The organism is Nonomuraea sp. NPDC005730 (assembly GCF_040630865.1).
Classification (GTDB): Bacteria; Actinomycetota; Actinomycetes; order Streptosporangiales; family Streptosporangiaceae; genus Nonomuraea.
In genome coordinates this window covers 1-25,297 of sequence record NZ_JBEXYK010000023.1, presented here as the reverse complement: position 1 = coordinate 25,297, position 25,297 = coordinate 1, and the positions used below count along the sequence as shown (strand labels likewise).

General features: G+C 74.3%; 22 protein-coding genes. 15 read left to right on the top strand and 7 right to left on the bottom strand.

From position 1 onward, the window contains the following. The first annotated feature begins 92 nt into the window (after positions 1-92). From ABZ444_RS25350 to ABZ444_RS25325, 6 genes are read left to right on the top strand one after another with little or no spacing between them, the layout of a single operon-like run. Positions 93-2,864, top strand: a complete 2,772-nt coding sequence (locus ABZ444_RS25350; RefSeq protein WP_358001466.1) for a Na+/H+ antiporter subunit A — start codon at positions 93-95, stop codon at positions 2,862-2,864. Then, positions 2,861-3,691 (top strand): Na(+)/H(+) antiporter subunit C, encoded by an 831-nt coding sequence (locus tag ABZ444_RS25345; RefSeq protein WP_358001463.1) that lies wholly within the window; start codon positions 2,861-2,863, stop codon positions 3,689-3,691. The genes ABZ444_RS25350 and ABZ444_RS25345 overlap by 4 nt, the downstream gene beginning before the upstream one ends. Before the next feature lie 21 nt (positions 3,692-3,712). Then, positions 3,713-5,281, top strand: coding sequence for a Na+/H+ antiporter subunit D (locus ABZ444_RS25340; RefSeq protein ID WP_358001460.1), 1,569 nt, complete (start codon positions 3,713-3,715; stop codon positions 5,279-5,281). Then, the gene (locus ABZ444_RS25335; RefSeq protein WP_358001457.1) at positions 5,278-5,820 is read left to right on the top strand and encodes a Na+/H+ antiporter subunit E; all 543 of its coding nucleotides are present in this window, start codon (positions 5,278-5,280) and stop codon (positions 5,818-5,820) included. Before ABZ444_RS25340 ends, ABZ444_RS25335 begins: the two co-directional genes overlap by 4 nt. Further along, positions 5,817-6,077: a monovalent cation/H+ antiporter complex subunit F gene (locus tag ABZ444_RS25330; RefSeq protein ID WP_352351365.1), complete on the top strand. Its 261-nt coding sequence runs from the start codon at positions 5,817-5,819 to the stop codon at positions 6,075-6,077. The genes ABZ444_RS25335 and ABZ444_RS25330 overlap by 4 nt, the downstream gene beginning before the upstream one ends. 5 nt (positions 6,078-6,082) lie before the next feature. Further along, positions 6,083-6,397: a monovalent cation/H(+) antiporter subunit G gene (locus ABZ444_RS25325; RefSeq protein WP_358001454.1), complete on the top strand. Its 315-nt coding sequence runs from the start codon at positions 6,083-6,085 to the stop codon at positions 6,395-6,397. Here the strand turns inward: ABZ444_RS25325 and ABZ444_RS25320 are convergent. The 4 genes from ABZ444_RS25320 to ABZ444_RS25305 all read right to left on the bottom strand — a co-directional run bounded on the left by ABZ444_RS25320 (position 6,349) and on the right by ABZ444_RS25305 (position 10,387). Continuing rightward, the gene (locus ABZ444_RS25320; RefSeq protein ID WP_358001451.1) at positions 6,349-6,846 is read right to left on the bottom strand and encodes a DUF6328 family protein; all 498 of its coding nucleotides are present in this window, start codon (positions 6,844-6,846) and stop codon (positions 6,349-6,351) included. The genes ABZ444_RS25325 and ABZ444_RS25320 overlap by 49 nt on opposite strands. 66 nt (positions 6,847-6,912) lie before the next feature. Continuing rightward, the gene (locus ABZ444_RS25315) at positions 6,913-8,934 is read right to left on the bottom strand and encodes a xanthine dehydrogenase family protein molybdopterin-binding subunit (protein WP_358001449.1); all 2,022 of its coding nucleotides are present in this window, start codon (positions 8,932-8,934) and stop codon (positions 6,913-6,915) included. Then, the gene (locus ABZ444_RS25310; protein ID WP_358001446.1) at positions 8,931-9,902 is read right to left on the bottom strand and encodes a xanthine dehydrogenase family protein subunit M; all 972 of its coding nucleotides are present in this window, start codon (positions 9,900-9,902) and stop codon (positions 8,931-8,933) included. The genes ABZ444_RS25315 and ABZ444_RS25310 overlap by 4 nt, the downstream gene beginning before the upstream one ends. Further along, complete coding sequence (locus tag ABZ444_RS25305) at positions 9,899-10,387, bottom strand: 2Fe-2S iron-sulfur cluster-binding protein (RefSeq protein ID WP_357977060.1); 489 nt, start codon at positions 10,385-10,387, stop codon at positions 9,899-9,901. Before ABZ444_RS25305 ends, ABZ444_RS25310 begins: the two co-directional genes overlap by 4 nt. Before the next feature lie 132 nt (positions 10,388-10,519). On the opposite strand from ABZ444_RS25305, the gene ABZ444_RS25300 reads away from it, so the two are divergent. Genes ABZ444_RS25300 through ABZ444_RS25290 form a run of 3 tightly spaced genes read left to right on the top strand, consistent with a single transcriptional unit; the run spans position 10,520 to position 15,093 of the window. Next, complete coding sequence (locus tag ABZ444_RS25300; RefSeq protein ID WP_358001443.1) at positions 10,520-11,677, top strand: acetate/propionate family kinase; 1,158 nt, start codon at positions 10,520-10,522, stop codon at positions 11,675-11,677. After that, positions 11,670-12,926 (top strand): erythromycin esterase family protein, encoded by a 1,257-nt coding sequence (locus ABZ444_RS25295; protein WP_358001440.1) that lies wholly within the window; start codon positions 11,670-11,672, stop codon positions 12,924-12,926. Before ABZ444_RS25300 ends, ABZ444_RS25295 begins: the two co-directional genes overlap by 8 nt. Before the next feature lie 34 nt (positions 12,927-12,960). Then, positions 12,961-15,093 carry an ATP-dependent RecD-like DNA helicase gene (locus ABZ444_RS25290; protein ID WP_358001437.1) on the top strand — a complete coding sequence of 711 codons (2,133 nt, stop codon included), beginning with the start codon at positions 12,961-12,963 and terminating at the stop codon, positions 15,091-15,093. Between the two features lie 97 nt (positions 15,094-15,190). Here the strand turns inward: ABZ444_RS25290 and ABZ444_RS25285 are convergent, their stop codons facing one another. The 3 genes from ABZ444_RS25285 to ABZ444_RS25275 are packed head-to-tail and all read right to left on the bottom strand — an operon-like array spanning position 15,191 to position 19,938. Then, positions 15,191-18,127, bottom strand: coding sequence for an FAD-linked oxidase C-terminal domain-containing protein (locus ABZ444_RS25285; protein WP_358001434.1), 2,937 nt, complete (start codon positions 18,125-18,127; stop codon positions 15,191-15,193). Positions 18,128-18,184: 57 nt separating this feature from the next. After that, complete coding sequence (locus ABZ444_RS25280) at positions 18,185-18,724, bottom strand: DUF892 family protein (protein ID WP_352351383.1); 540 nt, start codon at positions 18,722-18,724, stop codon at positions 18,185-18,187. Then, positions 18,721-19,938, bottom strand: a complete 1,218-nt coding sequence (locus tag ABZ444_RS25275) for an MFS transporter (RefSeq protein ID WP_358001431.1) — start codon at positions 19,936-19,938, stop codon at positions 18,721-18,723. The genes ABZ444_RS25280 and ABZ444_RS25275 overlap by 4 nt, the downstream gene beginning before the upstream one ends. Positions 19,939-20,020: 82 nt before the next feature. On the opposite strand from ABZ444_RS25275, the gene ABZ444_RS25270 reads away from it, so the two are divergent. From ABZ444_RS25270 to ABZ444_RS25245, 6 genes are all read left to right on the top strand, one after another. Next, positions 20,021-20,989 (top strand): helix-turn-helix domain-containing protein, encoded by a 969-nt coding sequence (locus tag ABZ444_RS25270; RefSeq protein WP_358001428.1) that lies wholly within the window; start codon positions 20,021-20,023, stop codon positions 20,987-20,989. Between the two features lie 35 nt (positions 20,990-21,024). Further along, on the top strand, positions 21,025-21,567 hold the full coding sequence (locus tag ABZ444_RS25265; RefSeq protein ID WP_358001425.1) for an RNA 2'-phosphotransferase: 543 nt from the start codon (positions 21,025-21,027) through the stop codon (positions 21,565-21,567). Positions 21,568-21,675: 108 nt separating this feature from the next. After that, positions 21,676-22,119, top strand: coding sequence for a CBS domain-containing protein (locus tag ABZ444_RS25260; protein ID WP_358001422.1), 444 nt, complete (start codon positions 21,676-21,678; stop codon positions 22,117-22,119). A 74-nt stretch (positions 22,120-22,193) separates the two neighbouring features. Then, positions 22,194-22,796 (top strand): helix-turn-helix domain-containing protein, encoded by a 603-nt coding sequence (locus ABZ444_RS25255; protein WP_358001419.1) that lies wholly within the window; start codon positions 22,194-22,196, stop codon positions 22,794-22,796. A 193-nt stretch (positions 22,797-22,989) separates the two neighbouring features. Further along, positions 22,990-24,450, top strand: coding sequence for an MFS transporter (locus ABZ444_RS25250; RefSeq protein ID WP_358001416.1), 1,461 nt, complete (start codon positions 22,990-22,992; stop codon positions 24,448-24,450). A gap of 174 nt (positions 24,451-24,624) precedes the next feature. Beyond that, positions 24,625-24,990 carry an STAS domain-containing protein gene (locus ABZ444_RS25245; RefSeq protein WP_358001413.1) on the top strand — a complete coding sequence of 122 codons (366 nt, stop codon included), beginning with the start codon at positions 24,625-24,627 and terminating at the stop codon, positions 24,988-24,990. Positions 24,991-25,297 lie beyond the last annotated feature (307 nt).

The window sequence follows — 25,297 nt, the reverse complement described above, 5'->3', positions numbered from 1 at the left end:
TTCGGGTCAACCCTGGCCGCGCCTGCGCGGCGGCCACCACCGGGCGGGAGAGATTGGGCGGACGTAGCCGGAAATTCCCGCCCGAGGAGCCCATGGAGTCGCTGCTGGTCCTGCACGCGCTCGCGGCGGTCTGCGCTCCCTGGCTGGCCCGGCGCATGGGACGGGCCTCCTTCCTGCTGCTGGCCGTGGCGCCCGGCGCCGGTTTCGCGTACTCGGTGTGGCTCGGGGTGCGGGGGCTGCCGGCGCGGGAGGACACCCGCTGGGCGCCCGCGCTCGGGCTGGAGCTGTCCTTCCGGGCCGACCCGCTGACCCTGCTGATGATGGCGCTGGTCACCGGCGTGGGCGTGCTGGTCCTCGTCTACAGCGTGCGCTACTTCCCGGCCGGCGACGACGGGCTGGGCCGCTACGGCGGCGCGATGGCCGCCTTCGCCGGGTCGATGCTGGGGCTGGTCACCGCCGACAACCTGCTCCTGCTGTACGTCTTCTGGGAGCTGACCACCGTCTTCTCCTACCTGCTGATCGGCTACCACCCGGAGAGCCGGGCGAGCCGGCGGGCCGCGATGAAGGCGCTGACGGTGACCACGCTGGGCGGGCTGGCGATGCTGGCCGGGTTCGTGGTGGTCGGGCAGGCGGCGGGCACGTACGCGCTGTCGGGGGTCGTCGCCCGGCCGCCGCAGGCGGGCCCGCTGGCCGCCGGGCTGGTGCTGATCCTGGCCGGGGCGCTGGCGAAGTCGGCGATCTTCCCGTTCAGCACGTGGCTGCCGGCCGCGATGGCGGCGCCGACGCCGGTGTCGGCGTACCTGCACGCGGCGGCCATGGTCAAGGCCGGGGTGTACCTGGTGGCCAGGCTCGGGCCGGCGTTCGGGGACGTGCCGCTGTGGCGGGCGGTCGCGGTGCCGCTCGGGGTGCTGACGATGTTGCTGGGCGGCTGGCGGGCGCTGCGCGAGACGGACCTGAAACGGCTGCTGGCCTACGGCACGGTCAGCCAGCTCGGCTTCCTGATCACGCTGTTCGGCTCGGGCACCCGGGGCGCGGCGCTGGCCGGGGTGGGCATGCTGGCCGCGCACGCGCTGTTCAAGGCCGCGCTGTTCCTGGTCGTGGGCGTCGTCGACCATGCCACCGGCACCCGCGAGCTGCGCGAGCTGAGCGGGGTGGGCCGGTCGATGCCGTTGGTGTGCGCGGCCGCGGTGCTGGCGGGGGCGTCGATGGCGGGGCTGCCGCCGTTCGCGGGGTTCGCCGGCAAGGAGGCGGCGCTGGAGGCGCTGCTGGACCGGCCGCTCGTGCTGGCGGGGGTGGTGGCGGGGTCGGCGCTGACGGCGGGGTACACGCTGCGGTTCCTGTGGGGGGCCTTCGCCGCCAAGCCGGGCGTGCCGGCCACGCCGGCGCACCGGACGGCGGCGGCCATGTTCGCGCCCGCCGCGCTGCTGGCGGTGCTCGGCCTGGCGCTGGCGCCCTTCGCCTCCTGGTACGGCGGTGCGATGTCGGGCTACACCGGCACCTTCCGCGACCCCGGCCATGCCACGCACCTGGCGATCTGGGCCGGCCTGTCGCCCGCGCTGCTGCTGTCGGCCGTGGCGCTGGCGGCCGGGGTGCTGCTGTTCCTGGCCAGGGAGCCGGTGGCCAGGGCGGGCGCGGCGCTGCACGTGCTGGACTCGACGCAGATCTTCTGGTCGCTCGTCCGCCGGCTGGACCGGTTCGCCGTCCAGGCCACCGGCTTCGTCCAGCGCGGTTCGCTGCCCGACTACCTGCTGCTCACGCTGGCCGCCACGACCGGCGTCGGCGTGTTCGCCGTCGCCTACGGCGGCGTGCCGCACCTGGACGTGCCGGTCGTCGCCTGGGAGCGCGTGGAGCAGCCGGTGCTGGCGGTGCTGATCACCGCGGCGGCGGCGCTGGCGCTGTTCGCCCGCGCCTACATCCTGCTGGCCGTGGTCGTCGGCGTCATCGGGTACGGCACCGCGCTGCTGTTCCTCGCGCACGGCTCGCCCGACCTGGCGCTGACCCAGTTCCTCGCCGAGACGCTGGCCCTGGTGGTGTTCGCCCTGGTGCTGCGACGGCTGCCGGTGACCCCGGTCAGGCCCCGGCTGCCGCGCCTGTTCCGGTTCGGGCTCGGGCTGGCCGTGGGGGTGGTGGTGACCGGCGCGGGCCTGCTGGCCACCAGCGCGCGGAGCACCTGGGCCGTCGGGTCGCTGATGCCCGCCGCGGCGCGCGAGGCCGGGGCGCGCAACGTCGTCAGCGCGATCATCCTGGACATCCGGGCCTGGGACACGATGGGCGAGAGCACCGTGCTGGTCGTGCTGACGCTGGGCGTGACGAGCCTGGTGTTCCTGCGGCGCAGGACGTACGAGATCGAGCGGGACGACCGGGGCCGGGTGCCCGCCGAGCGCACGCACTGGTTGTCCTCGACGCTGCCGCGCGGCCAGCGGGCCGTGGCCTTCGAGGTGGCGGCCCGGCTGACCTTCCACACGGTGCTCGTGCTCTCGGTGTTCCTGCTGTTCGTCGGGCACAGCGGGGTCGGCGGCGGGTTCGCCGGCGGCATCGTGGCCGGGCTGGCGATCACCGTGCGCTACCTGGCCGGCGGCCGGTACGAGCTGGCCGCGGCGGTCCCGGTGCACGCCGGCGTGCTGATGGGCGTCGGGCTGACCCTGTCGACCGGCACGGCGCTGGCCGGGCTGCTGTTCGGGCGGGCGGCGCTGGACATGCTGGCCGCCGACGTGCACCTGCCGCTGGTCGGCAGCCTGCACGTGTCCACCGGCCTGCTGTTCGACCTCGGCGTGTACGTCTCGGTCACCGGCATGGTCCAGGACGTGCTGCGCGGCCTCGGCGCCGAGCTGGACCGGCAGATCGAGGCGGAGGAGAGCTCGTGACGATCTCCCTGGCGCCGCTCGTGTGCTGCTGCGTGATGATCACGACCGGCGTGACGCTGCTGCTGGAGCGGAGCCTGGTGCGGGTGCTGGCCGGGGTCGTCGTGCTGGGCAACGGCGTGAACCTGCTGATCGTCACCGCGGGCGGGAACGCCGGCGGGCCGCCCATCCTCGGCAGCACGCCGGTGGCGGACATGGCCGATCCGCTGCCGCAGGCGATGGTGCTCACCGCCATCGTGATCACCCTGGGCGTGACGGCGTTCGTGCTGGCCATGGTGCACCGGTCGTGGCAGCTCACCGGCAGCGACGAGGTCCAGGACGACACCGAGGACCGGCGCGTGCGGCTGCGGGCCCGGCGCGGCGAGCTGAGCCACGCCCTGCGCACCCGGCAGGACGCCTACCGGCGGCTGGTCGTGGAGCAGCGGGCGGAGCTGGCCCGGCTGGAGGCCGAGCAGGCCGAGCGGGAGCGGCTGCAGGAGGACGACCTGGAACGGCGGATCGCCCGCGTGCACACCGAGCTGGAGGAGTGGATGCGCACCCGGATGGCCGAGGGGTTGTCGGAGGAGGAGCTGCAACGCGGCTTCGAGGAGGCCGGGCAGCGGGACCGGCCGGACGAGGAGGCCACGGCGGGTGACAACGCCGAGCGCATCGACGAGCTGCGCCGCGAGCACACCCGGCGGCGGGCCGAGCAGGCGGCCGGCGAGAAGGAGCTGCGCCAGCGGATCAAGGCCCGGCAGCGCGACGCCCGCAGGCAGATGCGCTCGGCCATCCGCGAGGAGCGGGCCCGCCAGGCGCTCGCCAACGACCCCGAACTGGAGGGCGACGACTAGTGGCAGGCAGGGGCGGGGCCCGTGGGTGACCTGGTCGAGCTGCGCGGGCTGGTGTGCGTGCCGGTGCTGCTGCCGCTGCTGGCGGCCGGGATCAAGCTGGCGATCGGCGGGCGGCTGCGGCACCTGCAGTCGGCCATCAGCCTCACCACGCTGGGCATCTCGCTGGCGGTGTCGGTGCTGCTGCTCGCGCACGCCGACACGCATGGCCCGCTGGTGACCGAGCTGGGCGGCTGGGCCTCGCCGGGCGGGATCTGCCTGGTGGCCGACCGGCTCTCGACGCTGGTGCTGGTGGTGTCGTCGGCGGTGACGCTCTGCGTGATGGTGTACTCGATCGCCAACGCCTACGACGAGGCGGAGCACGACGCGCCGATGGCGATCTTCCATCCGGCGTTCCTGGTCATGGTGGCGGGCGTGGCGGACGCGTTCCTGTCCGGTGACCTGTTCAACCTGTTCGTCGCGTTCGAGATGTTGCTGAGCGGCTCGTACGTGCTGCTGACCTTCGGCGGGACCGAGTCCAGGATGCGGGCGGGGGCCACGTACACGCTGATGGCGCTGGCGTCGTCGATGTTGTTCCTGATCGCGCTGGCGGTCACCTACGGCGCGACGGGCACGTTGTCGATGGCGCAGCTCGCCGAGCGCTTCGGCACGCTGCCCGAGCAGGTGAAGCTGCTGGTCGAGCTGACGCTGCTGCTGGCGTTCGCGATCAAGGCGGCGATCTTCCCGGTGTCGGCGTGGCTGCCGGACTCCTACCCGACCGCGCCCGCGCCGGCCACGGCCGTGTTCGCCGGGCTGCTCACGAAGGTCGGCGTGTACGCGATCATCCGGCTGGAGGCGCTGCTGTTCCCCGGCGGGCCGGTGTCCACGCTGCTGATGGCGGTGGCGCTGGCCACGATGCTGGCCGGCGTGCTGGGCGCGGTGGCGCAGACCGACATCAAGCGCATGTTGTCCTTCACGCTGGTCAGCCACATCGGCTACATGGTGTTCGGGGTGGCGCTGTCGACGGTGGCGGGCCTGGCGGGCGCGGTGTTCTACATCGTCCACCACATCACCGTGCAGACGAGCCTGTTCCTGGTGACGGGGCTGATCGAGCGGCGCACCGGCACCACGTCGGTCAACCGGCTGGGCGGGCTGATGAGGACCGCGCCGGTGCTGGGTGTGTTGTTCTTCGTGCCCGCGATGAACCTGTCGGGCATCCCACCGATGTCGGGCTTCCTGGGCAAGCTGCTGCTGGTGCAGGCGGGCCTGGCCAAGGGCGGCCCGGCGGCGGTCGTGCTGGTGGCGGGCGGGCTGCTCACGAGCCTGCTGACGCTGTACGCGATCGCCAGGACGTGGGGCAAGGCGTTCTGGCGCGCGCCGCGCGAGGAGCGGCTGGGCCAGGTGATGGAGAGCGAGGAGGCGACGGGTGAGGAGCCGGTGGTGACGACGACGGCGCTGCCGCCCGTGCTGCTGGGCGCGACGGCGGCGCTGGTGGCGTTCGGGCTGTCGTTCACGGTGCTGGCCGGGCCGCTGGCGGCGCTGACGCAGCGGGTGGCCACGGAGCTGAGCGAGCGGCAGACGTACATCACCGCGGTGCTGGGGACGCGGCCGTGAGCGGCGGTCTGCTCGCGCCGCGGCTGTTCGGCCGGCGGGTGCCGCTGCCGCTGGTGGCGTGGCTGACGCTGGTGTGGGTGACGCTGTGGGGCGAGCTGTCGGCGGGGAACGTCCTGGGCGGCCTGGCGACCGCGCTGGTGGTGACGTGGCTGCTGCCGCTGCCCGTCCTGGACCCGGGGATCAGGGTGCGGCCGCTGCCGCTGGCGCGGTTCCTGCTGTGGTTCGGGTGGGACATGTTGCTCTCGACCGTGCGGGTGGTGGCGTGGGTGGTGCGGCCCGGCGATCCGCCCACCCAGCTGGTCCTGGTCCGGCTGCGCACGTCGTCGGAGTCGATGACCGTGATGATCATGGTGGCGTTGTCCACGATGCCGGGGAGCCTGGTGGTGGAGGCGTACATGGACAGGAGAGAGCTGATGCTGCACGTGCTCGGGCTGGCCGGAGAGGGCGTCCCGGACGCGGTCCGCACGGACGTGGCCGGGCTGGAGTCGCGGATCGTGGCCGCGTTCGGGACCCGCGCGGACCGGGAGGAGCTGCGGTGAGCGCGGTGTACCTGGTGACGATCGCGCTGCTGGGCGGCGGGGCGGCGGCCGCGTTGTGGCGGGTGGGGCGCGGGCCCTCGATGCTGGACCGCGCGGTCGCCCTGGACGTGCTGACGTCGCTGGCGATGTGCGCGGTGGGGCTGTTCGCGGTGGTCAGGGACGACTACTCGGACCTGCCGGTGCTCCAGGTGCTGTCGTTGCTCGGGTTTGTGGGCTCGGTGTCGCTGGCCCGGTTCTTCCCGGGGCGGTCGGGGTGAGCGTGATGGACGTCGCGGCGGCGGTCTGCCTGGTGCTCGGGGCCGTGCTGGCGTTGTCGGCGGGCGCCGGGCTGGTGCGCTTCCGCACGACGCTCGACCGGATGCACGCCGGCACCAAGCCGCAGGTGCTCGGCGTGCTGCTGGTGCTGGCCGCGATGTGGTTGCACCGGCCCACCTGGTGGAACGCCGGGCCGCTGCTGATCGTGGGGGCCTCGCAGGTGATCACCGTGTCGGTGGCGGCGTACATGGTGGGGCGGGCGGCCTACTCGCGTCAGTCGTCGCGGGACGAGACCGAGATGCCGCCCTCGGAGGAGGACTGATCGCCCCTGCGGTCGAGGGCCGGCTGGCCGAACCAGGTCCAGGCGGCCAGCCCGGCCAGGATGCCGGCGGTGATCCAGGCCAGGGTGGAGTGGAACAGGTAGTCGATCACCAGCATGGTGGCCGTGGTCATCGACACCACCAGGGCGAGCGCTCCTAACAGGCCGTAGGTGTTGGACCGGCGTACCAGGTTCTCCTTGTGGCCCTGCCGGAACAGCACGCGGTGCTGGGCGGTCGGCGCGATGTAGCAGATCGACGCGATGGCGGCGCTGACCAGCGCGGCGAAGTAGAGCCAGCGGTCGGTCTGGTCCAGCTTGACGAAGCCGGGCGAGAAGGGGACGGTCAGCAGGAACGCGAACAGCACCTGCACGCCGGTCACCGCGACGCGGGCTCCCTGCAGCAGCTCGACGAAGTTGCGGTCGGCGCGTTCCTCGTGCGACTCGTTCTTCACTCGGCCTCCTCGTTGGATGTTCTCCTCTTCCTTGGCGGAGGCCGGTCGAAACATGGATTTTCGAGCTCAGGCGAGGATCTTGGCGGGCGTGATGGGCAGGTCACGCACCCGCCGGCCGGTGGCGTGGTGAACGGCGTTGCCGATCGCGGCGGCGGTGCCCACGATGCCGATCTCGCCGATGCCCTTGGAGCCCATCGGGTTGAGCAGGCCGTCCTGCTCGTCGATCCAGACCGCCTCGATCGCCGGCACGTCGGCGCAGGCCGGCACGTGGTACTGGGCCAGGTCGCGGTGCAGGAAGCCGCCGAACTCGTCGTCGGTCAGCGTCTCCTCCATCAGCGCCATCCCCATGCCCATGGTCATGCCGCCGACGAACTGCGACCTGGCCAGCCTGGCGTCCAGGATGCGGCCGGCGGCGAACACGCCGAGCAGGCGCGACAGGCGGATCTCGCCCGTCACGGAGCTGACCCTGACCTCGGCGAACTGGGCGCCGAAGGCGTGCCTGGCCAGCTCCTCGTCGGCCTTGACCTCCTCGGTGGTGTCGGCGGACCCCTCGCCGCCGTCGGCCCGCAGCGCCTCGCAGGCCCGTACGACGGCCGAGCCCCACGACGCCGTGCCCATCGAGCCGCCCGCGACGGGCGCGGTGGGCAGGTCGCTGTCGCCGAGCTCGACGTGCACCCGGCCGGGGGCGACGCCCAGGCAGTCGGCCGCGATCCTGGTGAGCACGGTCCGGGCGCCGGTGCCGATGTCGGCGGCGGCCACCCGGATGACGAAGTCGCCGTCCCGCACGGTCGCGGTGGCCTGCGACGGGCCGCGCCTGGCCGGGTAGGTGGAGGCGGCCACGCCGGTGCCGACCAGCCACTCCCCCTCGCGCCTGACGCCGGGCGCCGGGTCGCGGCGGTCCCAGCCGAAGCGGCGGACGCCCTCGCGCAGGCAGGTCACCAGGCTGCGGGAGCTGAACGGCAGCCCGCCGTCCGGCTCGGCCGTGGGCTCGTTGCGTATGCGCAGCTCGACAGGGTCGATCCCGGCCGCCTCGGCCAGCTCGTCCATCGCCGACTCCAGGGCGTACATGCCGGGGCACTCGCCGGGGGCGCGCATCCAGGACGGGGTGGCGACGTCGAGGCGGACGAGCCGGTGCGCGGTGCGCAGCGCGGGCGTGGCGTACATGACGCGGCCGGGGGTGGCGGCCTGCTCGGCGAACTCGACGAGCCTGCTGGTCTGCACGTACGCCGTGTGCTCGACCGCGGTGAGCCGGCCCTCGGCGTCCGCGCCGAGCCGCAGCCGCTGGACGGTCGGGGTGCGGTAGCCGGTGAGGTCGAACATCTGCTGCCGGGTGAAGACGACCTTGACCGGACGGCCGGCGGCCCGGGCGGCCAGGGCGGCGAGCACGGCGTTCGGCCTGGTGGTGCCCTTGGAGCCGAAGCCGCCACCGACGTGCCTGGACACCACGCGCACCTGCGCGGCGGGCAGGCCGAGGGTCTTGGCGATGCTGTCCCGGTCGCCGCTGCTGCCCTGGGTCGAGTCGTAGACCAGCAGCCGGCCGTCGTCGGCCCACACGGCCACCGCGGCGTGCGGCTCCATCGCGTTGTTGTGCAGCGGCGGCGTCGTGTACGTCACGTCCACGGCCGACGCGGCGGCGGCCAGCCCGGCCGCCACGTCGCCCTTCTCGGTGTCGGGCGGCAGGTTCGGGTTGACCACCTCCGGCCGGTAGAGGTCCGGGTGGTCGGCGCGCAGCCGCACGTCGTGGGCCTGCGGCCGGTAGTCGACGCGGACGGCGTCGGCGGCGGCGCGGGCCTGGTCGTAGCTGCCGGCGACGACGGCGGCCACGAGCTGCCCCCGGTAGACGACGTCCCGGGAGCGGAACAGCGCCAGTTCGGGGTCGGCGTCCTCGGCCAGGTCGGGCGGGTCGTCGACGGACAGCACGGCGAGCACGCCCGGCATGGCCAGCGCCTGCCCGGCGTCCACCCGCGTGACCTGGCCCCTGGCGACCGTGGACTGCACCGGGTAGCAGTAGGCGACGCCCTCGACCGGGTACTCGGCGGCGTACGTGGCCAGCCCCGTGACCTTGACGCGCCCCTCGATGCGGTTCACGGCGTCAGCTCCTCCAGCGTGCGGACGATCAGGTTGCGCGCCAGCGGCAGCTTGTACGCGTTGCGCGGCAGCGGGCGGGCCTGGTCGAGCTCGGCCTCGGCGGCCCGCAGGTACGCCTCGCCCGTGGCGGGGCCGCCGATGATCGCCCGTTCGGCGCGTTCGGCCCGCCAGGGCGCGTGGGCCACGCCGCCGAGCGCGATGCGGCAGCCGGTCACCACGCCGTCCCAGCGCACGTCGAGCACGGCGGCGATGGACACCAGCGCGAACGCGAACGAGGCCCGCTCGCGCACCTTGCGGTAGAGGGAGGCGCCCGGGGGCGGCGCGGGCAGCTCGACGGCGGTGATCAGCATGCCGGGTTCGAGCACGGTGTCGCGCTCGGGCGCGTCGCCGGGCAGGCGGTGCAGGCCGGGCATGGGGATGATCCGGTCGCCGGCCGGGCCGGTGACGTGCACCTCGGCGTCGAGCGCGGCCAGCGCCACGGCCATGTCCGAGGGATGGGTGGCCACGCAGGCGTCCGAGGCGCCGAGCACGGCCAGGTTGCCGTGGTCGCCCTCGATCGCGGGGCAGCCGGTGCCGGGCTCGCGCTTGTTGCAGGGCCTGGTGACGTCCTGGAAGTAGGGGCAGCGGGTGCGTTGCAGCAGGTTGCCGGCCACCGTGGCCATGTTCCTGACCTGGCCGGAGGCGCCGGTCAGCACGGCCCTGGCGAGCATCGGGTAGCGGGCGCGGACGAACGGGTCGGCCGCCAGGTCGCTGTTGCGCACGGCCGCGCCGATCCGCAGCCGGTCGCGTACGGGCTCGACGGCGTCCAGCGGCAGGCGGCTGACGTCCACGAGGTGGTCGGGGGCGGCCACGCCGAGGCGCATGAGGTCGACCAGGTTGGTGCCGCCGCCCAGGTACATCGTGCCGGGGCCGTACCGGCCGACCGCGTCCGACGGGCTCTGGGCGCGGACGTAGTCGAACGCCTTCACCGGGCCACCTCGCCGATCGCGGCCACGATGCCGGGATAGGCGCCGCACCGGCACAGGTTGCCGCTCATCCGTTCCCTGATCTCCTCGGGCGTCAGGGCCGGGTCGAGGAGGAGGTCGGCGGTGACGGCGCTCGGGCCGGGCTCGCCCAGCATGCCGACCGCCGAGCAGAGCTGGCCCGGCGTGCAGTAGCCGCACTGGAAGGCGTCGTGCTCGATGAACGCGGCCTGCAGCGGATGCAGCTGCTCGCCCGAGGCCAGCCCCTCGACGGTGACGATCTCGCTGCCGTCCACCGCCACGGCCAGCGCCAGGCAGGAGTTGGCCCGGCGGCCGTCGATCAGCACCGTGCACGCGCCGCACTGGCCGTGGTCGCAGCCCTTCTTGGAGCCGGTCAGGCCGAGCCGTTCGCGCAGCAGGTCGAGCAAGGAGATCCTGGGGTCGACGGCCACGGTGTGCGGCACGCCGTTCACCTGCAGGGTGATGTCCATAGGCGCTCGCCTACCCGGCCACCGCCGGGGGCAACCACGGGCTCGGACATCTCGGGGTAAAGGTGACGGCGTCCAGGTGTCGGCCCGCGGGCGGCGGGTAGCCGGGAAGAGGATCGGGCCGCGGAGGGGTGCATGGGGCGAGCGTTCGACGAGCAGGTGGCGGAGTCCGAGGCGGTGCTCACCGTCAACGCGGGCTCGTCGAGCCTGCGCCTCGACCTCGTGCAGGGCGGCTGCGTGCTGGACAGCGCGCACGCCGAGCGAGCCGCGGACCCCGGCTCGGCGCGCGAGGAGCTGGCGGCGTTCCTGGGCGGCCACTTCGACCGCGACATCCGCGCGGTGGCGCACCGGCTGGTGCACGGCGGCGACGTCGTCCGCGCGCCCACGGTCGCCGACGACGAGACCGTCGAGGCGCTGCGCGGCGTCGTGAGCCTGGCGCCGCTGCACCTGCCGCCCGCGCTGGCGCTGCTGGAGGCGGCCCGCGAGCAGCTTCCCGCGGTGCCGCACGTGCTCTGCCCCGACACGGCCTTCCACGCCGGCCTGCCCGACGCCGCCGCGGTCTACGCCCTGCCGCGCGAGTGGCGCGACCGGTACGGCCTGCGCCGCTACGGCTTCCACGGCCTGTCCTACGCCTGGACCGCCGACCGGGTGGCCGAGCTGCTCGGCCGGCCGCTCGCCGACCTGGAGCTGGTGCTGACCCACCTGGGCGGCGGCTCGTCGGTGTGCGCGGTGTCGGGCGGGCGCAGCCTGGACACCTCGATGGGGTTCACCCCGCTGGACGGCGTCCCGATGAGCAGACGTTCGGGCAGCGTCGATCCCGGGATGCTGATGTGGCTGCTGTCGCAGGGCCACCTGTCGGCCGACGAGCTGGACGAGGGCCTGCAACGCCGTTCCGGGCTGCTCGGGCTGTCCGGGGGCCGCTCGGGCGACACCCGCGAGCTGGTCGAGGCCGAACGCGCCGGCGACGCCGACGCCGCCCTGGCCCTGGAGGTGTTCTGCCACCGGGTGAGCCGGGAGATCGCCGCCGCCGCCACGTCGCTGTCCAGGATCGACGCGCTGGTGTTCACCGGCGAGATCGGCTGGGACCAGCCCGAGGTGCGCGAGGCGGTCTGCCGCCGTCTCGGGCTGCTCGGCGTCGAGCCGCCCGAGTCCGGCAACCGGCACGACGACGGCCCGGTCAGCGGGCCGGGCGCCGCCGTGCCCGTCCTGGTCGTCCAGGTGCGCGAGGAGCTCCAGCTCGCCCGCGAATGCCTGGGCGTGTTCCGGCCGGCAGAGGAGGACGGCTATGGATGACGTCACCAGCTCGGCGCTGCGGCTGTCGGGCGAACAGGACCTCGACCCGCTGCTCGACCGGGTCGGCGAGGCCGGTCTCGTGCTGATCGGCGAGGCCAGTCACGGCACCCACGACTTCTACACCTGGCGGGCCGCGCTCACCCGCCGCCTGATCGCCGAGAAGGGCTTCGGGTTCGTCGCCGTCGAGGGCGACTGGCCCGACTGCGAGCGCGTCCACCGCGCGGTCACCCGCGACGGCGAGGACCCCTTCGACGCCCTGTACGCCTACCAGCGCTGGCCCGCGTTCATGTGGGCCAACGAGGAGGTCGCCGAGTTCTGCCGCTGGCTGCGGCGCTGGAACTCGGCCCTGCCGCCGGGCGAGCGCGTCGGCTTCCACGGCCTCGACGTCTACAGCCTCTGGGAGTCCCTGCGCGCCGTGCGCCGCTACGCCGTCGACCACCTGCCCGACCAGCTCGGCACGGTGATGGAGGCCCTGTACTGCTTCGAGTCCTACGGCCACGACCCGCAGCGGTACGGCCTGGAGACCCGCCTGGTCCCCGACTCCTGCGAGAACGAGGTCGTGGAGCTGCTCAGGGCGGTCGTGACGGCCGCGCCCGCCGACGAGGACGGCTTCGAGGCCCGGCAGAACGCCGAGGTCGTGGCCGGGGCCGAGAGCTACTACCGGACCATGGTCGGCGGCGGCCCCGGCTCGTGGAACATCAGGGACGTGCACATGGCCGACACCCTGGACCGGCTGACCGCCTTCCACGGCGCCAAGGGCGTGGTGTGGGCGCACAACACGCACGTCGGCGACGCCCGCGCTACCGACATGGCCGCCGCCGGCATGACCAACCTCGGCCAGCTGGCCCGCGAGCGGCACGGCGAGGACGTCGTCCTGGTCGGCTTCGGCGGCTACCGGGGGACGGTCGTGGCCGGGGCGAGCTGGGGCACGCGGGCGCACGTCATGCCCGTCCCGCCGGCCCGGCCCGGATCGCTGGAGGCGCTGCTGCACGACGCTCTCGGAGGCGAGCGCGCCCTGTTCGTGACGCCCCGGCGGCCCCGTCCGCGCTGGTTCGACCAGCCGCTGGACCACCGCGCGATCGGCGTCGTCTACCGGCCGGAGCGCGAGAAGTGGGGCAACTACGTGCCCACCGCGCTCGGCGACCGCTACGACGCCTTCCTCTGGCTGGACGTCACCGAGGCCCTGCACCCGCTGCACGCCGAGCCGTGGGACGACGTCGAACCGGAGACCTATCCCAGCGCCATGTGACGGACTGTCGGTGGCAGATGGTTTGATCGCTGCTGTGGAGGCCTCGGTCGAGCAGCTCGTCTACGTCAGAGACGACGAATACACCGTCGCGCGCATGAGCGCCGAGGGCGTGCCCGACTTCGTGGCCACCGGCCGGGCGCTGTCGGGCGCGCAGCCGGGCGAGACGCTCCGGCTGACCGGCGACTGGAGCCACCACGCGCGCCACGGCAGGCGGTTCGCGGTGGCCGGGTGCGAGCGGGTGGTGCCCGCCACGGTCCGGGCGATCCGCGTCTACCTGGGGTCGGGGCTGATCCGGGGCATCGGGCCGCGGCTGGCGTACGCGATCGTCGACCACTTCGGCGAGGAGACGCTCAAGGTCATCGACGCCGAGCCCGGGCGGCTGACCGAGGTCGTCAACATCGGGCCGCTGCGGCAGGCGCAGATCGTCCAGGCGTGGCAGGAGCAGAAGGCCATCGCCGCGCTGATGGTGACGTTGCAGGGGCTGGGCGTCAGCCCGCTGCTCGCGGCCAAGATCCATCAGGTGTTCGGCGGCGAGGCCGAGGAGGTCCTGGCCACCGACCCCTACCGGCTGATCGGCCGGGTCAGGGGCATCGCCTTCCGCGTCGCCGACCGCATCGCGCTGCAGCGGGGGGTGCCCGAGCGCAGCCCGCAGCGGATCAAGGCGGCGCTGCTCGACCGGCTGGAGTCGGCGGCGGTCCGCGACGGCCACTGCTTCGTGCCGGTGCCCCATCTGGTGGCGGGGGCGGCCGAGCTGATCGAGCTCGATCCCGAGGCGGTCGGGCCGATGATCGACGCCCTGGTGGCCGAGCGGCGGGTGGTGGTCGAGGCCGACGAGGAGCAGCCGGGGCGGGCGGTGGCCTACGCCAAACACGTGCACGCCCGCGAGCGGCAGCTCACCGAGCAGCTCACCCGGCTCATGCGGGCCCGCTCCACGCTGCCGCTGCGCCCCTTCCGCGAGGACGAGACCCTCCACGACGACCAGCGCGCGGCCGTCAACATGGCGCTGACCTGCACTGTCTCGATCATCACCGGCGGGCCCGGCTGCGGCAAGAGCCACACGGTCAGAGCCGTGGCCACCACGGTCAGGGCGTCGGGCGGCACGGTCACGCTCACGGCCCCCACCGGCAAGGCGGCCAAGCGCCTGTCGGAGCTGACCGGCCTGCCCGCGATGACCATCCACCGCATGCTCGCCCACCAGCCCGACCCCGATCCGTCCACGCTGTTCGAGGAGGCGCCCGCGCAGGCCGACCTGATCGTGGTCGACGAGGCGTCGATGCTCGACCTCCATCTCGCCACCCGGCTCACGGCGGCCGTCCAGCCGGGCAGCCATCTGCTGCTCATCGGCGACAGCGACCAGCTTCCCAGCATCGGCGCCGGCGACGTGCTGGCCGACCTGCTGCGCGTGGAGGCGATCCCGCGGGTGCGGCTCACCCACGTCTTCCGCCAGGCGGGCGGCAGCGGCATCGTCGAGGCCGCCCACCTCATCCGGGCCGGCCGCATGCCGGCGACGCCGGGGCGCGGCGGGTTCTGGTTCGAGGAGCTCGACGATCCGGCGCGGGTGGCCGAGCGGGTGGCCCATCTGGCCATGGAGGCGATCCCGCGCAAGCAGGGCGTCCCGCCCGAGCAGGTGCAGGTGCTGTGCCCGATGCGCAAGGGCGAGACGGGCGCGGTCACGCTGGGCCGGCTGCTCCAGGACCGCCTCAACCCGGCGGCCGACGACAAGCCCGAGCACTGGTCGGGGGCGTCGGTGTTCCGGGTGGGCGACCGGGTCATGCCCATCCGCAACAACTACGACAAGGGCGTCTTCAACGGGGAGACCGCCACGGTCACCGCCGTGCTGCCGCAGGACCGCGTGATCGAGGTCCGCACCGACGACGGCGAGACCGTCCAGTACGGGTTCGGCGAGCTCGACGACCTCACCCACGCCTACGCGATCAGCGTGCACCGCTCGCAGGGCAGCGAGTACCCGTTCGTGGTGGCGCCGATCGTGGCCGAGGCGGGCGGGATCATGTTGCGGCGCAAGCTGCTGTACACGCTGGTGACCCGGGCCAAGGCGTGGGTCGTGCTGGTGGGGCAGCGCGAGGCGCTGGAGCTGGCCGTCCACCGCGTGGGCCGCCCCCGCAACACCGGCCTGCCCCGCCGCCTGTCCCAGAGCCTGTCGGCCTGACGCCGGCCAGGCCCGGCCCGGCCCGGCCCCGGCCCCGGCCGGCCCGTGCCCGGCCGGGGCGCGGCGGGAGCGGGGGCGGGGCGGGGGCGCGGCCGGGTCAGTCCTGGCGGACGAGGGCCGTGGCGAGCAGTTCGGCCAGGTGGCGGCCCTGGCGTCCGGTGCCGGCGGCGGCGATCTGGGTGCGGCAGGAGAATCCGTCGGCGAGCAGCTCGTCCCCCGGCCCCGCCGACCGTACGGCCGGCCAGAGCCCCTGCTCGGCGCAGGCCTTCGACACCTCGTGGTGTTCCCGCTCGAACCCGAAGTTCCCGGCCTGCCCGCAGCAGCCGGAGTCGAGCACGCTGGTCCGGATGCCGAAGCGGTCGAGCACGGCCCGGTCGGCGTCGTAGCCCATGATCGCGCTCTGGTGGCAGTGCACCTGCGCGATCGCCTGCCCGCCGGTCGTGGCCGGCCGCCAGTCGGCGGCGCGCGTCTCCAGCAGCTCGGCCAGCGTCAGGAACCGCTCCGCCAGCAGCCGCGTCTCGGTCGTGTTGAGCAGTTCCGGCCCGTCGGAGCGGAACACGGCGGCGCAGCTCGGCTCCAGGCCGACCACCGGCACCCCGGCCTCGGCCCAGGAGGCGAGCGCCCCCACCGTACGCGCCAGCACCCGCCGCGCCACCCCGAGCTGCCCGGTGCTGATCCAGGTCAGCCCGCAGCACAGCGTCACCGGCGGCACCACCACCTCGAACCCGGCCGCCTCCAGCACGTCCACGGCGGCCCGCCCGATGTGCGGGTCGAAGTGGTCGGTGAAGGTGTCGGCCCACAACACCACCCGCCCCCGCGTGCCCGGCCGGCCCTGGGGACGCCGCCTGAACCAGTCGGTGAACCGCTGCCGGGCGAACCGCGGCAGGTCGCGCTCCGGCGTGATCCCCGCGACGGCCTTGACCAGCCGCGACAGTCCGGGCGCCGAGCCGACCGCGTTGACCAGGCCGGGCGCGGCCGAGGCGAGCGCGGCCCACACCGGCAGCCAGCCCATCGAGTAGTGGGCCCGCGGCCGGACGCGGTGCCGGTAGTGGTGGGCGAGGAACTCGGCCTTGTAGGTGGCCATGTCCACGTTCACGGGGCATTCGGAGCGGCAGCCCTTGCACGACAGGCACAGGTCGAGCGCGTCGCGCACGGCGTCCGAACGCCAGCCGTCGGTGATGACGTCGCCGCGCACCATCTCCTCAAGCAGGCGGGCGCGCCCGCGCGTGGAGTGCTCCTCCTCGCGGGTCACCCGGTAGCTGGGGCACATGACGCCGCCCTCGAAGGTGTGCTTGCGGCAGGTCCCGGTGCCGACGCAGCGGGTGGCGGCGTGCCCGAAACGTCCGTGGTCGTGGGGGTACTGGAAGAACGTCTGGCGCGGCTCGTGCGGGTAGAAGCGGTGCTGGGCCAGGTTCTGGTCCAGGTGGCGGGGGTGGACGACCTTGCCCGGATTCACCCGGTCGCGCGGGTCGAAGATGGCCTTGAAGCGGCCGAACACCTCCACGACCTCCGGGCCGAACATGACGGGCAGCAGCTCGGCCAGCGCCTGGCCGTCGCCGTGCTCGCCGGACAGCGAGCCGCCGTAGGAGGCGACCAGCTCGGCGGCCTCCCCGGCGAAGGCGCGGTACCGGGCGATGCCGTCGTCGGTGTGCAGGTCGAGCGGCAGCCGACCGTGCACGCAGCCCTGGCCGAAGTGGCCGTACAGGGCGGAGTCCTGGTAGTCGTGCGCGCGCAGCAGCCGCTCGTAGTCGCGCAGGTAGGCGCCCAGCCGCTCGGGCGGCACGGCCGCGTCCGACCAGCCCTCGTACGTCTGGCGGCCGGTCGGCGGGTACGCCTCCACGCCGAGCCCCGACTCCCGCCACCGCCACAGCCGGTCCTCCCTGGCCGGGTCGCCGAGGAAGGCGTGCGTGGGCGTGGGCGCCTCGGCCCGCTCTCCCACGTCGCGCATCATCGTCTCGGCCCGCTCGCGCGCCTGCTCGGGCGTGTCCCCGCCGAACTGCACCAGCAGCCAGCCGCCGCCCTCGGGCAGGTCCTGGAGCGCCGGGTCGCCGGGGTGCTCCCGCTTGGCCAGCCGGTACATGGTCTCGTCCATGGCCTCCAGCGCGATCGGCGCGTGCCGGGCCACGGCCGGGACGGCGTCGGCGGCGGTGAAGACGTCCTCGAACCCGAGCACGGCCAGCGCCCTGGCGGGTGGCGCCGGCACGACGCGCAGCTCGGCGCGGAGCACGGTCACCAGCGTGCCCTCGCTGCCGGTCAGGGCGCGGGCCAGGTCGAAGCCGTTCTCGGGCAGGAGCTGGTCCAGGTTGTAGCCGGAGATGCGGCGTTCCAGCCTGGGGTAGCGGGTGCGGACCAGTTCCATGGTCTCGTCGCGCAGGTCGCGCACCTGGCGGTAGATCTCGGCCAGCCGGCCGCCCTGGGCCTGGATGCGGTCGTACTCGGCGTCGTCCGTCGGCCCCACCCAGGCGCGCACGCCGTCGTAGGTGAGGATCTCCAGCCGGAGCACCGACTGCGACATCTTCCCGTACGCCTGCGCCGAGGCCCCGCACGAGTTGTTGCCGATCATGCCGCCGATCGTGCAGGCCCGGTGGCTGGACGGCCGGGGCCCCACCATCAGCCCGTACGGTGCCAGCTCGTGGTCCACCTGGTCGAGCACGGCCCCCGCCTGGACGACGACCCGGCGGCCCGGCGCGTCCACGGACTCGACCGCGCCGCAGTGCTTGGACCAGTCGATCACCACCGCCGCGTTGCAGCACTGCCCGGCCAGGCTGGTGCCGCCGCCGCGGGAGAGCACGGGCACGTCGCTGGACCGGCACACGGCCACCGCCGCCACCCCGGCGTCCAGGTCGCGCGGCACGACGACGCCGATCGGGACCTGCCGGTAGTTGGAGGCGTCACGCCCGTAGGCGGCGCGGCTGCCCAGGTCGAAGCGCACCTCGCCGTCCACCGCCTCGGCGAGGCGCCGGCTCAGCGTCTCGACGTCGATCTCGCGGGACGGCGGCGCGTGCGTGACGGGCGTGTCGACCAGGCTCTTCATGCCCGCCACTTACCCGGGCCGGCTCACGGGCCGCCCAACGGCGGGCCAAGCCCGGTTCTAGACCCCGAGCAGGTCGGTGAGGTCGTCGGCGTGCTCCTCCTCCTCTTCCAGGATCGACTCCATGAGCCGGCGGGTGGTCGGGTCGCCCTCGCCGAGCCAGCGGATGATCTCCTGGTAGGTGGAGATGACGATGCGCTCGGCCCACAGGTTGGCCTCCAGCAGCGCCTTCAGGTCGGTGTCGGCGGGCACCTGGTAGTCGGTGTGCGAGCGCTGGACGAGCTTGGCCGGGTCGAAGTCCGGCTCGCCGCCGAGCTGGCTGACGCGTTCGGCGGCGCGCAGCGCGTGGTCGAGCTCCTCCTTGGCGTGCTCGGTGAACTCCGCCGCCACCTGCGCGCGGTCGATGCCCTTGGCCGAGATGGCGTGCCTGGTGTACCTGAGCCAGCACACCACCTCGGTGGCGATCACGTCGTTGAGGATCTCGATGACCTTCTCCGGGTCGCGGCCGAAGGTCTGCGTGATCGGGCCCTCGTCCATCTTCTGCCGCACCTGCTCGCGGATCCTGGTGACGTCGAGCACGAAGTCGTCCGTCTGCGTCATGATGTGTCCTTCCCCCGGCGATTTCCCCTGGTCAACGGTAACTTCGCCGGAGCCTGCGCCGGGGTTGCGACACGGGCGGACCGCAGGCGGGGCGCCAGCGCGAGCGTGACCGCCGCCGACGCCGCGGCCAGCACGGCCATGGCCACGCCGGGCGAGGTGTGCTCGGCCAGGGCGCCGGCGAGCGCGGCGGCCAGCCCCTGCATGGCGACCATGCCGGAGGAGTGCAGCCCGAGCGCGTGCCCGCTCAGCTCGGGGGGCGTGAGCGCCATGAGCCGCTCCTGCAGCAGCAGGGTGGCGGCGAACCCGGCCGAGGCGAGCGCGACCAGCACCGGCGACGGGTAGGCCGCGAACACCAGGTACGGCAGCGCGAGCAGCAGGTACAGCGGCGTGACCAGCCGCGCCCGCCAGTGCGGCGGCACGTACCGGCCGACCAGCACGTCACCGGCGAGCATCCCGGTGGCGGCGCAGGCGAACAGCAGCCCGGCCCGGTCCGGCGCGAGCGGCACGAACAACGACTCGCAGCCGACGATCAGGCCGTTGGGCAGCCAGAGGGCGAGGTAGACGTGCCGGCGCGGCCGATCGGACCACAGGCGGGCGTTGTCGCGCCAGGTCTCGGCGGGTGAGGGCCGTCCGGACGCGCGCGGCCGCCGCCGTCCGAGCCCCAGCCCGGCCAGCGCGGCGGCCAGGTGGAGGGCCGCCGCGACGAGCAGCGTCCCGCGCGGCGACAGGACGGTCACCAGCACGCCGCCTGCGCCGAACCCGGCGATCTGCACGATCCCGGAGGACATGTTGAGCACCGACCGGCCGAGCAGGTACCCGTCCCGGTCGAGCAGCTCGTTCAGCAGCCCGTACCGGACGCCGCCGCCGAGCGCGGACAGCGCGCCGAGTGCCAGCACGACGGCGAGCATGCCCCACACGGGCAGGCCGGGCACGGCCAGGAAGGCGGCGCCTAGCGCGGCCGCCAGCGCCAGCCCGGACAGGGCGGCCCGCGGCGGCAGCCGGTCGGCCGCCGACAGCAGCGTGGCCGCGCCCACCACCTGGGCGAGCGCCGGGCCGAACATGGCCAGCCCGGACAGCAGCGGCGATCCGGTGTCGGCGTAGACGAGGGTGCCGAGGGCGAGCCCGCTCACCGTCTGCCCGGCCACCTGCCCGGACGAGACCAGGAAGAGCGGGGTGAATCCGGACCTGCCGAACAGGTCCCGGTACGTGCGCATGGGACGGCAGTCTTCGCGACCGGCGGCTGCGGGCGTTACTGTTTCGCCCACCCGCGAAACAATGTGGGACGAGGAGGACGTGGTGGGTGTCTGGCAGGTCGACGCGGACACGCTCGCGGGCGGCCGGTTCGTCCTGTCGCCGCTGGCCGAGACGATCGCCGCGCTGAAGACGCTGGACCGCGCCGTCGCCGCCCATCCCGGCGAGGACGCCTGGCTGGCCGCCCACCTGCCCGCCTACCGCGCCGAGCAGGCCGCCGACCCGGTGACGGCGCTGCTCGTCCGCGCGGCGCTGGGCCGTACGTGGAACGCGACCTTCCTCACGCCCACGCCCGAGGGAGAAGGCGAGGCCGCCTTCGAGGAGGAGGTGGCGAGCGTCCGCGACACCCCGCCCGGGCAGGCGCGCGCGGACCTGGTCGAGTCGCTGGGCGGCCCGGTGCCCGCCGTGCTGCGCCGCGACGACCTGCCCGGACGCATGGCCGCCCGGCTGGAGTGGGTGTGGCGCGAGACCGTGCTGCCGACCTGGCCGCGGCGCCGCCGGATCATCGAGGCCGACGTCACGGCCCGCGCCGCGCGGCTGGGCCGGGGCGGCTGGGCGGCGGCCCTGGACGGCATGCGTCCCGGCCTGCGCTGGCTCGGCGACGGACGGCTGCAGATCAACGCCCACGACCACCCGCCGCGGGACCTGGCGGGCGCCCGGCTGATGTTCGTGCCGGTCACGCCGCGGCAGGGCTGGGTGAGCTGGCACGGCTCCCGCCGCTGCGCGATCGTCTACCCGTGCTCGGGGCCGCTGGCCGACGTCGGCCCGCCGCCCGCGCCGCAGGCGCTGGGCAGGCTGCTGGGCGGGGCGCGGGCGGGCGTGCTGGTGCTGCTGGACACGCCGAAGAGCACCACGCAGCTCGTCGCGCTCACCGGCCAGGGCCTGGGCTCGGTGGGCCGCCATCTCAGGGTGCTGCTCGACGCGGGGCTGGTCGGCCGCGTCCGGGCGGGCCGTTCGGTCCTCTACGGCCGTACGTCCGTCGGCGAAGACCTCGTACGGGCACAAACCAACTGACCGCGCCCGCCCGTCGCTGCCACAATGGGACCTCGATGGACGAACGACGCATGATCCGCATCTCCAAGTACCTGGCCAGGCACCTGCGCCACGATCCGCAGCGCATCGGGCTCACCCTCGACCCGGCCGGCTGGGTCGCCGTCGACGACCTGCTCGCCGCCGCCGCGGCGCACGACTTCCCGATCACCCCCGACGAGCTGCGCCAGGTCGTGGAGACCAACGACAAGCGGCGCTACGCGATCGAGGACGGCAGGATCCGCGCCAGCCAGGGCCACTCCGTGCCGGTGGAGCTCGGCCTGCCCGCCGTGGAGCCGCCCGCGTACCTCTACCACGGGACGGTGGCGCGCAGCCTGGACGCGATCCGCCGGGAGGGCCTGCGGCCGATGAGCCGCCACCACGTGCACCTGTCCCCCGACCGGGAGACCGCCGTCCGGGTGGGCGCGCGCAGGGGCAGGCCGGTGGTGCTGGCGGTCGCCGCCGGGGACATGCACGCCGCCGGTCACCTCTTCCTGCGCAGCGCCAACGGCGTCTGGCTCACCGCCCACGTCCCACCGGGCTACCTGCGCCTCCCCTCCTAGCCCCGCCACGGGAGCCGGGCCGCACGGCCTTCTTCGGCCCCCCGGGGGCTCCGGCAGAGCCGGGCGGGAGGGGAGTTGGCTAGGCTGTGGGCCGGAGGATGATCACCCATGCGCGCACGCGATCTCGTCACGGAGTTCCCGGCGGTCACGCTGGACATGTCGGCGCTCGACGCCGCCCGGCTGCTGGCCGAGCGCGACCTGCCCGGCCTCATCGTGATCGGCGACGACGGCCGCCCGCACAGCATCCTCCCCGGGACGCAGGTGCTCCGGCTGGCCGTGCCGCCCTACTGCCAGGACGACCCGGCCCTGGCCCGGGTGGTGGACGAGGCCCACGCCGACCTGTTCCTGCACCGGCTCGGCACGCGTACCGTCCGCGAGTGCCTGCCCGAGCAGCCGCGCGAGCTTCCGGTGGCGGACATGAAGGCCACGGTGCTCGAACTGGCGGCGCTCATGGCCCGCACGCGCAGCCCGCTGGTGGCGATCGTGGAGGACGGCCGGGTCGCCGGAGCCGTCACCCTCCAGTCCCTCCTGGACCACGCGCTCGCGCTCTGACCACCTCTCCTGGGGCCGGTGACGCGCCCAGGGCAGCGGCGATCTCCGGCCAGGGGCGTCGTAGGCTGGTGCCCATGGGGAAGACCGCCGCCCGACAGCCCGTCCCCGCCCGGCGGGCCGACGCCGAACGCAACATCGCCGCCATCCTGGAGGCCGGGACGCGGCTGCTCAGCGACGACCCGGGCGCGAGCGTGGCCGAGATCGCCAAGGCCGCGGGCGTCGGCCGGGTCACCCTGTACGGGCACTTCCCCTCCCGCGAGGCCCTGGTGGACGCCGTCCTCGACCACACCGTCGGGCTGGCCGACGCCGTCCTGGAGGACGAGGCGCTCGACACGGCTCCCGCGCCGGAGGCGATGGCCGGGCTGCTGCATTCGTCGTGGGAGATCCTCGATCGCCACCGGCGGCTCTTCGTGGCCGCCGACCGGGTGCTGCCCACCGAGCGCATCCGCGAGCACCACGACCGCCCGCTACGCCGGGTGGAACGCCTGATCGCCCGCGGCCAGGGCGACGGGGACTTCCGCACCGACCTGCCGCTGGAGTGGCTGGTGACGACGTTCTTCGCGATCATCCACAGCGCGGCCCAGGAACGGGAGGCCGGCCGTCTGGCCGCCGAGGAGGTCGAGCCGGTCCTGACCCGCACCATGCTCTCCCTCCTCACCCCGCCCTCCCCGGCCTGACCTCCCCCCTCCAGGCGCTCCCCCTCCCACCCCGCCCTACAGGCTCCTCCCCCGCCGGTCTTCCGGCACGGCCTCACGCTCGGCTGCCCCGGCATTCAGCCCCCCTTCTCCCGAGCCCGGCGCGACACCCTACCGGCGTACCGTTTTCTTGTGCTTAACTTGAACACCAGTGTACGAGTTAAGGAGACACGAGATGAGTCATCACGTCGGGACGCGGGCTTCCGCCCCCGCACAGAGCAAGGGCTGGGCGGTGCTGGCGTTGTTGTGCCTGGCGCAGTTCATGCTGATCATCGACATCACCGTCGTCCAGGTGGCCCTCCCCACCATCGGCGCCGACCTCGCGCTCGGCCGGGAGGCGCTGACCTGGGTGGTGACCACGTACACCCTGTGCTTCGGCGGCCTGATGGTCCTCGGCGGGCGGCTCGCCGACGCGCTCGGCCCCCGCCGCACGCTCCTGGCCGGGCTGGCGCTGTTCACCGCGGCCTCGCTCGTCTGCGGCCTGGCCGACGGCGGCGGCACGCTCATCGCCGGGCGGGCCGTTCAGGGGATCGGCGCGGCGCTGATGTCCCCCGCGGCCCTGGCCGTCGTCACCACCGTCTTCCAGGGCGAGCGCCGGGCCCGCGCGCTCGCCGTGTGGGCGGCCATCGGCGGCTCGGGCGCGGCGATCGGCGTGCTGCTCGGCGGCGTCCTGACCGACGGCCCCGGCTGGACGTGGGTGTTCTTCGTGAACGTCCCCGTCGGCCTGCTGGTGCTGGCCGCCGTCCCCCGCGTCGTCCCCGCCCGCGTCGAGGACGGTGTCGAGGACGGTGTCGAGAACGGTGCCCGGCGCGGCGGTCGTGTCGACGTCGGCGGCGCGCTGCTCGTCACCCTGGCGACCGCCCTGCTGATCTACGGGCTCGTCTCCGCCGGCGACGGCGGCTGGGGATCCGCGCGGACCGTGCTGCCGCTGGCCGGAGCCGCCCTGTCCTATGTCGCGTTCGTGCTGGTCGAGCGGTCCGTACGGGTGCCGCTCATGCGGGTCGAGACCCTGGCCAGGCGGCCTGTCGTCTCGGGCGCGTTCGTCATGCTGGTCGCCACCGGACTGATGCTGGGCCTGTTCTTCCTCAGCTCCCTCTACCTGCAGCACGTCCTGGGCTACAGCCCCCTGCGGACCGGGCTCACGTTCCTGCCCGTCGCCGTCGCCATCACGCTCGGCGCGCATCTCGGCGGCCGCCTCATCGGCAAGGTCGGGGGCCGGCCGGTGGCCGTGGCGTCGTTCCTGCTGACCGCCGCGGGGGCGGCGCTGATGACGCGGGTCTCCCCCGAGGCGGGCGCGTTCACCACCTTGGTGCCGGGGTTCGTGCTGGCCGCCGTGGGGATCGGGCCGGCGTTCGTGACCGCCACCACCACGACGATGGCCAACGTCCCGCCCGGCGAGAACGGCGTCGCCTCCGGAGTGATCAACACCTTCCACGAGCTGGGCGGCTCGATCGGGGTGGCGGTGGTCTCCACGGTCGCCGCGTCCAGCCTGGTGCCGGGCGCTGGCGCCGGCGGCTTCACCTCGGGGCTCGTGCTGTGCGCGGTCGTCGCGGGGGTGGCGGCGGTGATCTCGCTCGGCCTCGTCCCGCCCGGCAGGCCGGCGGGCGCGTTCGTCGGCCACGGTCACGGTCACTGACGGGATGTCCCCGGCGACCCCGGGAGGCTATTCTGCTTGCGTGACTGCTCCGCCCCCCGCGGGACGCGGCTTCTCGACACACCCGGCCTCCGCCGGGGCCGGTCATCACCGGGCGCCGGTCGGCGGCCCTCCCCCGCCGGTCGCGTCGCGTCCGAGGCGCGGTGGGCGACGCCGATGCCACCGCTGACGCTCCTGCGCCGGGAGCAGCCGGGCGTGACCGTGATCGTGGTGTCCGGCGAGCTCGACGCCACCAACCGCGCCCAGTTCGAGAGTTTCCTCAGAGATCGTCCGGAGCCCCCCGGTCACCAGGTCGTGTTCGACCTGGCCCGGGTGCCGTTCGTGGACAGCTCGGGCCTGCACGTCCTGCTGGCCTTCGCCACCGACCAGCTCAGGCGGTCGGGCGCGGTGCGGCTGGCCGCCGTGCAGCCCCTGCCCGCCCGGTTGCTGGACGTCACCGGGGTGCTCGGGCACGTCCCGGTGCACGACACCGTCGAGGAGGCGGTGGCCGCCGCCAGGGCCGCCGCGGAACGTTCCGTGTGACGGGCGGCGCGCGGGGGCATTCTCGGCTAACTTCGGGGCTAGCGCGCGTCTGGGCGCAGGCGGCTACTCCTCCGCCACCCAGGGTTGAAGTTCTTCCATGCCGGGCGAGCACGGAACGAGGAACACGACATGAGCGACCCCACGGTCGGCAACGCACGTTCGAGCGGGCGCGGCAAACGTGTCCGAGGCCCTTCCGAGGTGGGCGAGACCGAGCTGCGTCAGCTGCTCGGCGGGCTGACGGCGGTCCGGGACGGCGATTTCCGTACGCGTCTGCCCGAGGATGCCGACGGGTTGCTGGGTGAGATCG